The 15,298-nt window shown below is 57.3% G+C and carries 13 protein-coding genes; 4 read left to right on the top strand and 9 right to left on the bottom strand.

Features of this window, described 5'->3' with window-relative positions:
- Positions 1–72 precede the first annotated feature (72 nt).
- The gene (locus RGB73_RS08620) at positions 73–885 is read left to right on the top strand and encodes an MBL fold metallo-hydrolase (protein ID WP_310770958.1); all 813 of its coding nucleotides are present in this window, start codon (positions 73–75) and stop codon (positions 883–885) included.
- Between the two features lie 279 nt (positions 886–1,164).
- Here the strand turns inward: RGB73_RS08620 and RGB73_RS08615 are convergent, their stop codons facing one another.
- The 5 genes from RGB73_RS08615 to gnd all read right to left on the bottom strand — a co-directional run bounded on the left by RGB73_RS08615 (position 1,165) and on the right by gnd (position 4,566).
- Entirely contained in the window at positions 1,165–1,992 is an 828-nt protein-coding gene (locus tag RGB73_RS08615) for a prohibitin family protein (RefSeq protein WP_310770956.1), read from the bottom strand.
- Between the two features lie 34 nt (positions 1,993–2,026).
- A complete protein-coding gene (locus RGB73_RS08610) occupies positions 2,027–2,272 on the bottom strand; it encodes a hypothetical protein (protein ID WP_310770954.1) in 246 nt (81 codons plus the stop codon).
- Position 2,273: 1 nt separating this feature from the next.
- A complete protein-coding gene (locus tag RGB73_RS08605) occupies positions 2,274–2,711 on the bottom strand; it encodes a hypothetical protein (protein ID WP_310770952.1) in 438 nt (145 codons plus the stop codon).
- A 285-nt stretch (positions 2,712–2,996) separates the two neighbouring features.
- A complete protein-coding gene (locus RGB73_RS08600; protein ID WP_310770950.1) occupies positions 2,997–3,542 on the bottom strand; it encodes an NADPH-dependent FMN reductase in 546 nt (181 codons plus the stop codon).
- 124 nt (positions 3,543–3,666) lie between these two features.
- Positions 3,667–4,566 carry a phosphogluconate dehydrogenase (NAD(+)-dependent, decarboxylating) gene (gene gnd / locus RGB73_RS08595; protein WP_310770948.1) on the bottom strand — a complete coding sequence of 300 codons (900 nt, stop codon included), beginning with the start codon at positions 4,564–4,566 and terminating at the stop codon, positions 3,667–3,669.
- A 169-nt stretch (positions 4,567–4,735) separates the two neighbouring features.
- On the opposite strand from gnd, the gene RGB73_RS08590 reads away from it, so the two are divergent.
- Together RGB73_RS08590 and RGB73_RS08585 are read left to right on the top strand one after the other, a co-directional pair.
- A complete protein-coding gene (locus RGB73_RS08590) occupies positions 4,736–5,605 on the top strand; it encodes a MurR/RpiR family transcriptional regulator (protein ID WP_310770946.1) in 870 nt (289 codons plus the stop codon).
- 322 nt (positions 5,606–5,927) lie between these two features.
- A complete protein-coding gene (locus RGB73_RS08585) occupies positions 5,928–7,922 on the top strand; it encodes a Na+/H+ antiporter (RefSeq protein WP_310770944.1) in 1,995 nt (664 codons plus the stop codon).
- A gap of 67 nt (positions 7,923–7,989) precedes the next feature.
- Here the strand turns inward: RGB73_RS08585 and RGB73_RS08580 are convergent, their stop codons facing one another.
- Complete coding sequence (locus RGB73_RS08580; protein WP_310770942.1) at positions 7,990–9,219, bottom strand: MFS transporter; 1,230 nt, start codon at positions 9,217–9,219, stop codon at positions 7,990–7,992.
- Between the two features lie 148 nt (positions 9,220–9,367).
- On the opposite strand from RGB73_RS08580, the gene RGB73_RS08575 reads away from it, so the two are divergent.
- The gene (locus RGB73_RS08575) at positions 9,368–10,279 is read left to right on the top strand and encodes a LysR family transcriptional regulator (protein ID WP_310770940.1); all 912 of its coding nucleotides are present in this window, start codon (positions 9,368–9,370) and stop codon (positions 10,277–10,279) included.
- 34 nt (positions 10,280–10,313) lie between these two features.
- Here the strand turns inward: RGB73_RS08575 and RGB73_RS08570 are convergent, their stop codons facing one another.
- From RGB73_RS08570 to RGB73_RS08560, 3 genes are all read right to left on the bottom strand, one after another.
- Positions 10,314–12,176: an ABC transporter ATP-binding protein gene (locus RGB73_RS08570; RefSeq protein ID WP_396136180.1), complete on the bottom strand. Its 1,863-nt coding sequence runs from the start codon at positions 12,174–12,176 to the stop codon at positions 10,314–10,316.
- A gap of 1 nt (position 12,177) precedes the next feature.
- Positions 12,178–13,905: an ABC transporter ATP-binding protein gene (locus RGB73_RS08565; RefSeq protein ID WP_310770938.1), complete on the bottom strand. Its 1,728-nt coding sequence runs from the start codon at positions 13,903–13,905 to the stop codon at positions 12,178–12,180.
- A gap of 147 nt (positions 13,906–14,052) precedes the next feature.
- Positions 14,053–15,084: a LacI family DNA-binding transcriptional regulator gene (locus tag RGB73_RS08560; protein WP_310770936.1), complete on the bottom strand. Its 1,032-nt coding sequence runs from the start codon at positions 15,082–15,084 to the stop codon at positions 14,053–14,055.
- Positions 15,085–15,298 lie beyond the last annotated feature (214 nt).

The raw sequence follows: 15,298 nt of genomic DNA, 5'->3' as shown, positions 1-15,298 counted from the left end.
TGAATTGTATAATAGGCAGGAGAGCTCACCTATTGCAGGGTACAGAGGATTTTCTAGTGGGAGGGGTAGCCTATGATACACATCCACCATCATGAAGAGGTAGTCTGCGTGGAAGCGAGCGTCAAGCGGGGAGGACGCGATTCGTCCATCTACGTTTTTTTGTCGGACGGAATGCTGGTCGACACGGGCCCGAAGATCATTCAAGAATCGCTGATCCCGTTCTACGAATCCTCCTCCTTCGATTCTGTCGTCCTCACCCATAGTCATGAGGATCACACCGGGACTGCCGCCTGGATCGAAAACCACCTGGGCGTCCCCCTCTACATCCACGAAAGAGGGGTGGACGTGTGTGCACAAGAGGCAGACTACCCTATATACCGCCAGCGTACGTGGGGCATACGCCAGCCGTTTCGCGCCCATCCGCTCGGCAAGTCGTTCCATTCGCGGACGTTGGACTGGAAGGTGCTGGAGACCCCTGGCCACGCCTTTGACCATGTCGTCTTGATCCACGAAAAGACCGGGCGGGTGTTTGCCGGCGATCTGTTTTTGGGCACCAAAACCAAAGTCATCCTGCGGGAAGAGTCCATCCCGACACTCATGAACTCCATCCGCTCGGTGCTTTCCCACGATTTCCAGGCGCTGTATTGCGCGCATGCCGGCTATATCGCGGGTGGCAAAGCCATGCTCCAGAAAAAGCTGGATTACCTGGAAAACCTCACAGGCGAAATTCTCCTGCTGCATGGTAAAGGAATGTCCGCCGAAGAGATCAACCACGCGCTCTTCCCGTTGAATCCGCCCCTCGTGGAAGTATCCGAAGGGGAATTCGACTCTCTGCACATCGTCACGTCGGTCATTGCCGGGCGTGGGCAGGAGGAGCTATGCTAAAACGCAAAAAAGAACGCGGAACCAAGGTACACAGGGCCGCGTTCTTTTGTCGTTCATGATCCTGACGTCGGAAAGATCTGGCGAAGATGCTGCTCCAAACGAGCGATGGCATGTTCCATCAGATCCCCTCCCGTTCTTGCTCTTTACCGTATCAGGATATCCCGGCTGCGTCCAATGGAAGGATGTGATGGCGGGGATCAGCATTTCCTATCGTTTTTCATGAGAAAAAAGACCATCCACAGACGTGTTGGTCCTGAATGGCCTCCCACTTTCCAGTGATTATTTCCCTACCTGGATAAAAGGCGTGGCTCCGCCGGTGACGTTCGGCAGCTTGCCGTCCCACTTGCGGATCGCTTCCAGCTGAGCCTCGATTTGTCTCAGCTGCACCAGCTCGGGAGTGACCTCTTGCTTTTGCAGGCGCAGCGCTTCTGCCTGGGCTTGCGCTTTCGTGATTTCCTGCTCCTTCTCGATCTTGATCCGCTCGAGATCCAGCTTGGATTTGAGCGCTTGCTGCTCGGCCACCTGCTTGGCTTCGATGGCGCGGTTGAACTCGTCGCTGAATGTAAACTCGCGGATGTTGATTTCATCCAGGATAATGTGGTAGGTGGACAGCTTTTGCTTCAACGTTTCTTTGACCTTGCCGCTCACCTCGGAGCGCTTGGAGATCAGCTCTTCGGCCGTATATTGCGCGGTGACTGCCTTGAGTGCCTCTGCGATGGCGGGGTCGACGATCCGGCTGGCGTATTCGAGCCCGACCTGCTGATACAGCTTGTTGACGTTCTCCGCATCCAGGTGGTGGTTGACCGCGATCGTCGTCGATACCGTCTGCAAGTCGCGCGAAGCCGACGTTTGGCTCGTCTCCGACTTCTGTACCCGCACTTCCATGGGAATCACCGTTTGAATAAACGGAATTTTGAAATGAAGACCCTCCTGCAAAACCGTCGGCTGTACGGCTCCCAGCTGCAAGACGACCCCGCTGTGACCTGCCGAGATGATTGTGAACGATTGCGTGCCGATCAGCACGGCGACGAGAATGACCAGGATGACCGCAACTACCTTCCCGCCGATCTTAAAGGGATTCATTTTCACTACGTTTGGCTCTGCCATGTTCCGCCTCCCCTTCTCTTTTTCTCTCTTCTGTTTACGGATCGGTCAAAGATTCGTTTCGGAATTCTTCTCCGAAAGACCGGGCCGCCTCCAGCAGCACCCGTCCCATGCGCTCGGCCTCGATCCGGCAAAGCTCGAATTCGACCTCGCCGGACACGTGGGAAATCAGCTGGACGATTTCCTGACAGCCATGGCTGCAGATGAGGAACGGTCCCCACTTCACCTCGGAGCGCGGCACCTTTCGGGCGTGAAAACCGCTCTGAAAACCGCCCACGGACATGCTACCACACCCGCCTTTTCGGTTTGACGACCAGAAAGCTCGCGAGCCACACGTGCAAATACACGAGCGCGGCAATCATTCCCAGTCCTCCCCCGGTCGACAGCTCCGACCCGTCCCCTCTGGACACTCCCAGGACGAACTGGAAGAGTATCATGAGAAGCACGCCCGCCATTGCGTAAAGGATCAGCCGAAACAGGTAGACGATGACAGGATTGGCCCACGCAATTTTTTCATTCAGAACTTCTATCAACATGGAAGCGGGGACTCCTCCCACCACATAGACAGGGGTCGCATAGATCAGATAGACCGCCACCAAGGAGAGGTACGGCCAGTAGTACGTGTCCGGTTGCTGCTCCGACACGGGGGTGTGGTTGACCAGCGCGAGCGCCATGCAAAGCAGCAGCGACGACACCAGCGCCACCAGAATCTTTCGAATCATGAAGCGATGTTCCTCCTCTCTTTCTTGTTCCCTCACTGCCCACATAATGATACCCTTTATCTGGCAGTTTGGGAAAGGAGAAATCAGACAAGTTAGAAAACCTGGCTGCGCCAAGCCTTTTGGCGGAGCCGCGGTACCCAAAGGGCACAAGTCTCGCTCTCTCACTGTGTTCGAAGTCTCGCTATGTTGCCCTTATACTGGATAGGAATTTTATAAATTCCTATCTGTATAAAAAAAGGCCGGGACTCGAGAGTCTCCGGCCATTCGTTCTGCTTGGTGGTATCCCTATTGATGGTAGCGATTCATCCACTTGATGAAGTTGTCGACGACTGTGTCCAGGAACTGGATGGTAGGCTCGTGAATCAGCTTGCCTTCCGCGTCGAATTTCTCGTGTGCCGCACCGACGTACACTTCATTGCCCGGAAGCAGATGCGAGGAGAGACCCATCGCCAACAGGATATCGCGCAGATGCAGCTGTGCTTTCACCGTGCCGAGCTGGCCCATGGAAGCGCCCATGATCCACGAAGGCTTGCCGACCATCACGCGATCCACGCGGGACAGCCAGTCGATCGCGTTTGCGAGTACGCCCGGGATCGTCCCGTTGTACTCCGGCGTTACCCAGAGGACAGCGTCTGCTGCTTTGACCTTGTCTTTGAAGGCCTGCACGGCTTCATTCGGCTCATTTTCCAGGTCCTGGTTGTAGAACGGAAGAGGCTTCAGATCCAAAATTTCCAGATCGAATCGATCCTGGTAACGGTTTTTCACATGTTCCGCCAGCTTGCGGTTGTACGAATCTTTGCGGATGCTTCCTACAATAGCTACGACCTTCATTTCGAGACCCTCCATTCAGGAAATAATTGCGATTCACACCGTTTTATTATAAGGCCGAATTTCCTCGGCGGGCAAATTACAATGTGCTGTGAGTACACTTCCGAAAAGTAGCCCGCTTCGCCACCTATTCCTTCTTTTCCACCGCGTGCCCGCCAAACTCGTTGCGCAGCGCAGCCACGACCTTTCCGTGAAACGCATCCTGCTCCAGCGAGCGATAGCGCATCAGCAGCGACATGGCAATCACGGGCGTGGCGGCCTGCAAATCCAGCGCTGTCTCGAGCGTCCACTTGCCTTCGCCGGAAGAGTGCATCACGCCGCGGATTTCATCCAGCTTGGCATCTTTGCGAAACGCCCGCTCCGTGAGATCCATCAGCCAGCCGCGAATGACCGAGCCGTTCGCCCAGACGCGCGCCACTTCGGCAAAATCGTAGTTGTACGGGCTTTTTTCCAGGACCTCGAAGCCTTCGCCAATCGCTTGCATCATACCGTACTCGATCCCGTTGTGCACCATTTTCAGGAAGTGACCGCTGCCCGCCTCCCCTGCGTACAGGTAGCCATTCGCCACATTGATGTCGCGGATCATCGGCTCGATGTGAGCAAACGCCTCCCGGTCGCCGCCGATCATCATGCAAGCCCCGTGGCGCGCCCCTTCCATCCCGCCGCTCGTCCCTGCATCAAGGAAGTGGATCCCCTTTTCCTTCAGCCGAGCATAGCGCTGTACCGACTGCTTGTAATGGGAGTTGCCCCCGTCCACGACAATGTCCCCGCCTGACAGCAAGCCGGAGAGCTTGTCCACCAATTCGTCCACGATGTCTCCTGCCGGGACCATCAGCCAGACGACTCGCGGCGCCTCCAGCTTGGCGACCGCATCCTCGATGGAGCCCGCCGGTATCGCCCCTTCCTGTCCGAGCTGCTCCGCCCGCATCGGATCTACATCGTAGGCCACCACCTCGTGCCCGTGGGAGAGCAAATTCAGCGTCAAGTTGTAACCCATCTTTCCCAAGCCCAATATTGCCAGTCTCATGTCAGGTACGTCACTCCTTTGTAGGATCTTTCCCTTTTTACTCCGTATTATATGGCAATATTTTTCACTTTTCATCAGTCATGAAGAAAATTTTTTCGAAACCTAGGAAACACGGCCCTTCCTTTTTATAATGGGAACAGGCCGCCATCAATGGGGAGGTGCTTTGCTTTTGGCCGAGACAACCAACCGGGTTCCACCCAGCGTGCTGACACAGCTGCACGCCCTATACTCCAGCCTGAGCGGCAAGGAACAGCAGATTGCCGACTACATCCTGGACCATGCAGGTGACGTCATTCACCAATCCATTACCGAGCTGGCCGACCTGTGCCAATGCGCGGACTCGACTGTTTTCAGGCTGTGCCGCAGGCTTGGCTATCGCGGATACCAGGCGTTTAAAATCGCGCTTGCCAGCGAAGTGACCCACCCAAAGCAAACCATCTACCAGGAAATCAATCTGGAGGATGACGATCTGGGCACTATCGCGGATAACATTTTCACAGCCAACATCGAGACCCTGCGCGAGACGCGGCAGATCATCGACAGGGAGATGTTGATGAATGTGGTCTCCTGTCTGGAGCACGCGCGCCGCATTGAATTTTACGGCTCTGGCGGTTCGGCCGCCATCGCGCAGGACGCCTACCACAAATTCATTCGGACGGGGATCCCCTGCATCCACCACTCCGATTCCCATTTCCAGGTCATGTCGGCCTCTCTCCTGTCTACGGGCGATGTCGCTATCGGCATTTCCCATTCAGGCTCCAACCAGGATATACTGGAGGCGCTGCGTGTGGCCAAAGAAGCCGGCGCCAAAACCATCGGCATCACGAGCTACGGCAAATCGCCTCTCGTACGGCTGGCGGACATGTGCCTGTTCACGACTTCGCGGGAGACGGTATTTCGAGCGGACGCGCTTTCGTCCAGGCTCGCCCAGCTCAGCCTCATCGACCTGCTCTACGTGGCTGTGTCGCTGCGGCGCCAAGACCAGACGATCCGAAGCATCCAGCACATCCGCGAGGCCATCTCGCTCAAACGCCTGTAACCACGCAGGCGTTTTTTACGTTCTCACATGGTTCAATCCGGACTGAAGGGGAAGGAATCATTTTTTCACGCGAAATATTTCAATACATGAATCTTTAGTTTATCTTAATATTTTATGATAAAATCATAAACAAACAGAATCCGTAATGGCGATGCGTTCCCCCTTTCCTTTCCCCTATCGGAGGTGATGACCGGTTTCGCCCGGACAAAGCAGGCCATCGAGATTTCACGATGCCTTGCCTGTCTGATCGAATAAGCTCGCTGAATATGGTTCAGTATGTGTAGTGACGACCGACACATTCATGAAGGAGCTACATTGTCATATGGAACTTTTGCTGATGGTTATCGCGCTGCTGCTTCTCATCGGAATCTCCAATGTCATCCAGCGCTTCGTTCCTTTTATCCCGGTCCCCCTCATCCAGATCGCGCTTGGGACCTGCGCCGCGTTTTTGCCCGGGCTGCATCACGTGCCCCTGAACCCGGAGCTGTTCATGGTTCTCTTCATTGCCCCTCTGCTTTTCAATGACGGAAAAATCACACCGCGCGACGAGCTGTGGAAGCTGCGCAAGTACATCCTGCTGCTGGCTCTCGGGCTTGTGTTCGTGACGGTGCTCGTGGCTGGGCCGTTTATTCACTGGCTGATACCTGCCATTCCCTTGTCGGCTGCCTTCGCGCTCGCGGCCATCCTCTCACCGACCGACGCGGTAGCCGTGGGGTCTTTGTCCGGGCGTGTCAAGCTCCCAGGAAAAATCATGCGCCTGCTTGAAGGAGAAGCGCTGATGAACGATGCCTCCGGTCTGGTTGCTTTCAACTTTGCGATTGCCGCGACGGTCACCGGGCAGTTTTCCTTGCCGAAAGCAGTCGGGAGCTTCTTCGCCATCGCGGTCGGCGGTCTGGTCATCGGGGCCCTGCTCGGCTTTGCCGTCGTCTGGCTGCGCTTTTTCCTTCGCCGCCTCGGGATGGAAGACGTCACGCTGCACATGCTCATCATCATCCTGACGCCGTTTCTGATTTATTTGGCGGCGGAAGAGTGCCACGTCTCCGGGATTCTCGCCGTCGTTGCAGCCGGAGTGGTGCACGCGATCGAGCGGGACCGGGTGGAATCCGCCTCCGTCCGTCTCCGTATCGTCTCGGACAGCACCTGGTCTGTCATTCTCTTCTCGCTCAACGGTCTCGTATTTCTCCTTCTCGGACTGGAGATCCCTGGCGTCGTGGCGAAGATCTGGGAAGACCCTGCCTATCAAAATGGGCAAGTCATCGGGTACATCATCCTGATTACCGCCGTGCTGATGCTGCTTCGCTTCCTCCTCGTCTGGGCGAAAGACCGGGAAGTGCACTCCTCCCTGATCACATCGCTCTCCGGGGTGCGAGGCGCTTTGACGCTTGCCGCCGCATTTTCGATTCCGCTCGCGCTGGCTGACGGCAGTCCGTTCCCCGAGCGCGACCTGATCCTCTTTATCTGCGCTGGCGTCATCCTGCTGACGCTCATTTCCGCCAGCATCTTTCTGCCCCTGCTGACTCGCAAGCCAAAGGAGGCTGCGGTTCACTCCCGGGATCACGCCGAAGAAGAGCGCGAGGCGCGGATCCGTGTCCTGGAAGCCGGACTTCAGACGATTCGCGAGGAGACGAACGACGAAAACAGGCAGGAGGGAATGGAGCTGGTCTCGGCGTATACCCGTCGATTGCAGCATGCGCGACTGGAGGGAAAATCCGAATTCGGAGAAGCATGGCGGACGGTCGTGGGCATCCGCCTGGCCGCTTTGCGAGCGGAGCGGAAAGTGGCCGAGCAGTGGCTGGCGGAAGAGCGAATCACGCCGCAGCTCGCTTCCTATTTCCAGACATCCTTGAATCGGGTGGAGCTGCTCCTAACCAACCGGATCAAGCTCAAGCTGCTGCTGCTTCTGGCCTTGGCGGCTATCCGCCGGCTGTTCAGGGGCAAAAAACGGCTCCCGAAGCTCATCACGCCGGGTCATCCTGATTGGGAAGCGTATAAGGAGTTGAAGCTCGAAGCGATCCACAGTGCGATCTCCCAATTGAAACAGCTGAAAACGGCCGACAATCGGGAGGCCGTTCTCGCCGTCATCGCAGACTACCGCACCATGGCCCTGCAGTACCAAAGCAACAAGCGCCGGAACCGCACCAAAGCGCAGATAAACGTGCAGCGCAAGGAGCTCGAGCTCAAGGCGATCCAGTCGGAACGAAACGAGATTCAAATGATGTACGAACAGGGAGACATCGACCGGCACCTGGCGGGCAAGCTCCGGATGGATGTCAACTACCGCGAGGCGAGCCTGTTTGAAGCCCAGGAAGGGCATTGACACGGAACCATCCGGCACATGCAAAAAAAGAACCCCTTTTTTGTCAGGGGTTCTTTTTGCGTTCCCATTATTTGGCCACGGACAGATCCGCCGCAGCTTTGGCCTGCATCGCGGCTGCCGTGGGCACTTTTGCCAAGCGGGAAGCGAGGAAGAATCCGATCAGCATGAAGCCCGCAATCATCCCTACGACGCCGGACCAGCCGAACGACGACCAGAATACGCCGCCGACCGTCCCGCCCACGCTGGACCCCGCGTAGTAGAAGAACAGGTAAAGCGAAGATGCCTGCGCTTTGTCGTGCAAAGCGCGGCGCCCTACCCAGCTGCTCGCGATGGAGTGGCTGCCGAAAAAGCCGAAGGTCAGAATCGGCAGTCCCAAAATCTTGAGCCACAAGTGGCCATCGAGCGTCACGCACGCTCCCGCCAGGGTAATGAGCAGGGAGACGATGATCATTTTCAGACGCCCGTGCTTCTCCGCCTGTTTGGCCATCCACACCGAGCTGAAGGTTCCCACCAGAAAGACGATGAAGATCCAGCCGACGAGCGTCTGCGACAGCGAATACGGCGGAGCCGTCAGCACGTAGCCGATGTAATTGTACAAGGCGACGTTGCTGCCTAAAATGAGAAATCCGATTCCGAACAGGCAGAGCATCCCCGGATCTTTCAAGTGGCTGACCATCGACGAGACGAGCTTGCCGAACTCGGGTGAACGCGGATGGAAGTTTTGCGACTTGGGCAAATTGAGCCAAAAGATCAGGGTCGCGACGAGGCTGATCACGCTGATCGACCCCATCGCCACGTGCCAGTTGAAAAAGTCCGTCAGCATCCCGGAGATGATCCGTCCGCTGACCGCTCCCACGGAGTTTCCGCTGATGTACAGGCCCATCGCAACGCCCAGGCTGGCGGGCTCGATCTCTTCGCCCAAATACGCCATCGCGATGGAAGGCAGCCCCCCGAGCGCGATCCCTTGGATGACCCGAAACGCGAGCAAGCTCTCGAAGCTGGTGCTGCAGGCCGTCAGGATCGACAAGACCGACGCCACCAGCATGGAGCCGAACATGACGGGCTTGCGTCCCCACACCTCGGAGATGGACCCGAAGAACAGCATGCTGACGGCCAGAGCGATCGTCGTGACAGAGAGCGACAGGCTCGCCATCGTCGGCGAAACGTGAAACTGCCTGCTGTATTCCGGCAGCAGCGGCTGCGTGCTGTACAAGATGGCGAAGGTGTTGAAGCCTGCCGCGAAAAAGGCGAGATTGGACTTGCGAAATGCGGCTGTCCCTTGCTGAATGTAGGCCATGGTGATGAAACCTCCCGAAAAGTCCGTTCCGATCTACTTCTTTATCCTATCATCGACAACTCATAATGTATAATTTATTATAATTATAATTTCAATGCGTTTGAGTAATGGATAATCGAACAAGACTCATGCCCGGGAGGACTGCATCATGGAATGGCAACAGCTCGAATATTTCCAAACCCTCGCCCGGATCCAGCACGTGACCCGCGCCGCAGAAGCCTTGGCCTTGTCACAGCCCGCCCTCAGCCGCTCCATCGCCAGACTCGAGGAGGAAGTCGGCGTCCCGCTGTTTGACCGCCAAGGCCGCACCATCGTGCTGAACCGCTACGGCAAGCTTTTGCTCAAGCGGGTGAACCGCATCCTGAAAGAATGGGAAGACGGGAAACAGGAGCTGCGGGACCTGGTCAACCCGGAGCACGGCGAGGTGTCCCTTGGCTTTTTGCACACGCTCGGGACTACCATCATCCCCGACCTGATCGGCGCTTTTCGCGAGCAAGCCCCGAACGTCAGCTTTTCGCTTATGCAAAACCACAGCTACTACCTCCTCGAGCACATGGATGCCGGCGAGCTCGACCTTTGCCTCCTGGCCGAGCCGACGGAAACCAAGCTGCCGATCCAATGGATCCCGCTTTGGAGCGAGGAGCTATTTGCCGTCGTGCCGACCAGTCATCGTCTGGCTGAAGCCGACAGCATCCTGTTGCAAGAGCTCGCGGGCGAATCGTTCATCTTCATGAAAAAAGGCTATGCCTTGCGTCGGACGACAGACAGACTGTTCGAGCAGATCGGCGTCCAGCCCAACATCACGTTTGAAGGGGAAGAGGCCGCCACCGTGGCGGGATTGGTCGCGGCGGGCCTCGGCGTCTCGCTCCTCCCCAACCTGCGCGGACTGGAAAAAAGCAAGATCGTCCATATCCCCATTCGCCAGCCGAAGTGCCTGCGCGTCATCGGCATGGCCGTGGTCGAAGGGAGCTACCTGTCCCCGGCCGCCCGGCGCTTCAAGGAATTTGTTCTGGCCCAGTTCGGACAAAGCGAAAAAGCAGGGGTCCCCCCACTCTTGTAGAGTCAGGGATCCCTGCTTTTCTTTTCCGTCGGATTCAATCCGCTTGCATCTCGAGATTTTTAAACTGGTTGAAAAACAATTGATGGTACACGCCCTGCTGCCGGATGAGCGAATCGTGGCTTCCCTTTTCCACGATTTCCCCGCGGTCTACGACCATGATCGTGTCGGCATCCCGGATCGTGTTGAGCCGGTGGGCAATGACGAAGCTCGTGCGCCCTTCCATGATTGCGAGCAGCGCGTCCTGGATGTGCAGCTCCGTGCGGGTGTCAATGCTGCTCGTGGCCTCGTCGAGGATGAGCAGCGACGGCTTGGCGAGAATCACCCGCGCGATGGCGAGAAGCTGCCGCTGCCCCTGGCTGAGATTTCCGCCGTTTTCCGTCAGCATCGTGTCGTAGCGCTTGGGCAGCCGATTGATGAACACGTCGGCGTTGGCCATTGCAGCCGCCCGCTCCACTTCGGCATCGGTCGCATCCGGCTTGCCGTACTTGATATTTTCCTTGATCGTACCCGAAAACAGGTACGTATCCTGCAGCACGAAGCCAAAGCTTTTCCGCAAGCTGTCCCGCGTGTACTCCCGGATGTCCCTGCCGTCGAGCAGAATGCGGCCGCTCGTCACGTCGTAAAAGCGGGTCAGCAGGTTGACGATAGTCGTCTTTCCCGCCCCCGTAGGACCGACGAGAGCGGTAGTGCTGCCCGCCTCGGTCTCGAAGCTCACATGTTTCAGGATGGGCTGGTCCGGACGGTAGCCGAAGCTCACGTTTTCAAAGACGACGTGACCTTTGGGCTGAGTCAGCACTGCTGCATGCGGCGCATCGTCCGGTTCCTCCCGCTCATCCAGCACTTCAAACACCCGCTCCGCCCCTGCCACGCCGGATTGCAGGACGTTGAAAATATTGCCGAGGTCGTTTAGCGGACGAACGAACTGGCGCGAATAGCTGAGAAAGCTCGCGATGATCCCGACCGTAATCATGCCTTTGACGGCCAACACTCCGCCGACGACTGCCACCATCGCGAAGCCCAGGTTGTTGATGACGTTCATGATCGGCATGAGAAAGCCCGACAGGACCTGCGCCCTCATCCCGATTCGGGTCAGCTCGGCGTTGATCGCATCGAATTCCTCTGTCGCCTTCTGCTCGTGGTTGAACGCTTTGACCACTTGGATCCCCGACACAGTCTCTTCGATATGTCCGTTCAGTTTGCCCAGCTGGATCTGCTGGTTTTTAAAGAGCACGCTGGTCTTCCTCGCGATCGTCCGCGTCAGCAGGAAGACGAGCGGCACCGTGATCAGGGTAGCGAGCGTCAAGATCGGGCTTTGCACCAGCATCATGATCAGCGATCCGAGGATCATGATCGCTCCCGACATGAGCTGGGCAGTCGACTGCGAAATGGAGCTGCTCACGTTGTCGATATCGTTCGTCAGACGGCTCATGAGCTCTCCGTGCGGACGGGAGTCGAAAAAGGCGACCGGCAGCTTTTGCAGCTTGGCGAACAACGCCTTTCGCAGGTTTTTCACGACCCGCTGGGAGACGCCTGCCATCAGCCAGCCTTGCAAAAACGTCAAGACCCCGTCGGCGACATACGAAATCAACAGCGCCAGAATCGTGGCGGCGAGCAGCCCGATGGTCGCCTCGCCGCCCGCTATGGCATCGATCGACCTCCCGATCAGATACGGTGCCGAGAGCATCAGCAGCGCATCCACGAGCACGATGACAAAGAGTACCGGCAGGATTCCTTTTTCTTTTCCGAAAGCGTCCCACAGCCGCCGGAGCGTGCCTTTGAAGTTTTTCGGCTTGACCACGGGACCTCTGGCGCCGTGGCCGAGCCCGCGTCCCGTTCTGCCCGGAAACATCGGCGGCTGCTGGGGCTGCTGCGGTTGCTGTTCCCGCTGCTGGGCCATGTTACTGCACCTCCCTGCCGAGCTGAGACTGGAAGATCTCCTGGTAGACGCGGCAAGACGCAAGAAGGCTCGCATGCGTCCCGATGCCTACCAGCTCTCCTCGGTCAAGCACGACGATCTTGTCGGCATCCATCACCGAGGTGATCCGCTGAGCGATGAGAATGCACGTCAGTCCCCGGGCGTACTCCCGCAGCGCTTCCTTGATCTTCGCCTCCGTCGCCACGTCCACCGCGCTCGTGCTGTCGTCGAGGATGAGGATTTCCGGATTGCGCACCAGCGCGCGAGCAATCGAGAGGCGCTGCTTTTGGCCCCCGGAGAAGTTGATTCCGCCCTGCCCTACCCGCGTCTCGTATCCGTCGGGTGTACGGGCCAAGAAGTCGTGCGCCTGGGCCATTTTCGCCGCCCGCTCGATCTCTTCGAATGTCGCGTCTTCTTTCCCCCAGCGGAGGTTTTCCGTGACTGTGCCTGTAAACAGCATCGTCTGCTGCGGCACGATGGCCATTTTTTCCCGCAGCCGCTTCGGATCGATGTCGCGCACGTCTTGCCCGTTGACGCGGACCGTCCCTGCCGTCACGTCGTAAAAGCGCGGGATCAGCCCGACCAGGCTGCTTTTCCCCGATCCCGTCGAGCCGATGATCCCGACCGTCTCCCCGGGCAGACACGAAAACGAGATGTTTTTCAGGACCGGCTCCCCATCCGCTCCCTCGTACGAAAAAGAAACGTTCTCGAAGTCGATGCGTCCCCCCGCGCCTGCTTCTGGCGGAGCGCTCTCCTTCCAGGTCATCCGGTTCTCTTCCGCGAAGACTTCCCCGATCCGCCCGGCGGACGCTTTGGCCCGGACGAACATGTTGAACACCATGGAAATCATCATGAGCGAAAAGAGAATCTGCGTCATGTAATTGGTAAAGGCGATGATGTGGCCGACCTGCATATCGCCCCGCTCTGCCGCCATGCCGCCCATCCACAAAACCGCGACGATGCCCAGATTGACCGTCAGCATAATCGCCGGGCTGAAAATGGACATCATGCGCGTAGCCATAACCGATTTGGCCTGCAGCTCTTCGTTGGCCTCGCTGAACTTGGCCACCTCGAAATCAAAGCGGTTGAACGCCTTGACTACCCGCACCCCGGACAAATACTCACGCATCACGCCGTTGACCTTGTCGAGCGCCTGCTGCACTTTCATGAAGAAAGGGAAGCCGATCTTCATATTGAGAAAGATGAACAGCCCGACGATCGGCACGACCACCGCCAGGACGACGGACAGCTCCAGGTTGAGCTGCGCCGCCATGAACAGGCCGCCGATGCACATGAGCGGCGCCTTGACGAAAATGCGCATCATGCCGTTCACGAACACTTGCACCTGATTGACGTCATTAGTGAGCCGCGTCACCAGGGACGCCCGGTCGAACCGGTCGATGTTCGCAAAAGAAAGCGATTGCACTTTTTTAAATAAATCAGACCGCAGCTGCGCGCCGAAGTTTTGCGAGACGTAGGTGGACAGCACATTCCGCATCGAAGCGGCGACCGCCCCGACCGCCGTCACACCGAGCATCAGCCCGCCGGTCGAGAGCACGTAGTTCAAATCCCGCTGCGCTACCCCCACATCCACGATGCGCGACATGATCGTCGGCTGCAGCAAATCGCACAGCGCTTCCAATGCTAGAAAGACGAGGGAGATGCAGAAGACGACCCCGTATTTTTTGATGTATGTGGCATATACACGCATGGATTCACCCCCTGCCCACAGTTCTTCATTCTGTTTCTATCACATCATACCTGTCCGGATTTGAAAAGGTATTATCGTGCGGTAATTCAGGAAAAAGGGACTGCTCCTTCTGAGAAGGAACAATCCCGTAACCCGTAGCATGCCCGTCTACGCCCCTGAGGGAGTCTGGCGAATGACAGCCACGCTCGACTCCCTCACAATCAATCGGGGCTCAAACTGGACGCGCTCGTATTCTCCCGCTCCGTTCTCGCGAATCCGCTTCAGCAACAGCTCGGTAGCGAGGCGGGCCACCTCATCGCCCATGATCGAGACCGAGCTGATTTGCGGGCTCGTGACGGTCGTCCACAAGTTGTTGTCGATCCCCACGACCGCCACATCCTCCGGAACGCGTATCCCCAGCTCCTTGAACCGATTGACGATGCCGATGGCCACCATGTCGTTCACCGCATAAATGGCATCCGGCATATTTTTCAGGCTGTAGAAGTATTCTGCTGCCCGCAAGCCTGTTTCAAACGAGAAATCCTCGCCAAAATAGACGAGCGACGGGTCCACGTGCGGCAAAGACTGCTCATAGGCAAAGTACCGTTCCTCGATTTTGTCCTTCGGAGCACCGGCATACGCGATCCGCGTCCTGCCGATTTTGATCAGGTGCTCCATGACGAGACGCCCTTCCTGCCGGGCCATGCTGACCACATCGGCTTTCACCCTGTCATCCAGCTTTTTCCCATAGTTGATAATCGAGACGGGTACGCTCGCTTTGTTGATCCATTCCACCAAAGTCTTTGGATAGGCGAGCGGCATGATGATCAGCCCGTCCACGTGCAGCTTTTTGACCTCGCGAACCGTCTCCAGCTCCGTGCGAGCGTTGCCGGAGGTGTTGATTTGCAGGACCCGGTAACCGTGCTGCTTGGCGGTCTGCTCCACCGACCAGGCGATTTCGGGAATGATGGCGTTGCGGATATCTGGCACGGCCAGCGCGATTTGGTTCGTTTGCCGCACCTTCAGGCTCTGGGCCGACGTATCCGGCGTGAAGCCCATTTCCTCGATCACCTGCAGGATCAGCGCTTTTGTCTTGGGGCTGATTCCGCCGCTGTCGTTGATGGCGCGTGATACGGTGGCGATCCCGACGCCTGCCTTCTTCGCTACATCTGCGATCGTTACTTTCTTTTTCGTGGCCAAGAGAGATGTCCTTTCCTGCTTGGAATCGTTTTCGATGATACCAACCGATGTAATTTACCTACCCCTATTATATCATAGGCGGTCGCCGTTTTTGACAAAGCGTCGGCCATGAGCATGTCCCCGTCTTCCCGACTCTCGGAAAAAGCAGAAGGGGCGTGCTATAGAGCGCTGTATATGTGCAGCTGTTTCCAAAAGGATCATCCATTTTACACAC

Source organism: Brevibacillus brevis, assembly GCF_031583145.1.
Classification (GTDB): domain Bacteria; phylum Bacillota; class Bacilli; order Brevibacillales; family Brevibacillaceae; genus Brevibacillus; species Brevibacillus brevis_E.
Note: the sequence above shows the minus strand (reverse complement) of the source record. Positions and strands in the feature narration are given on the sequence as shown.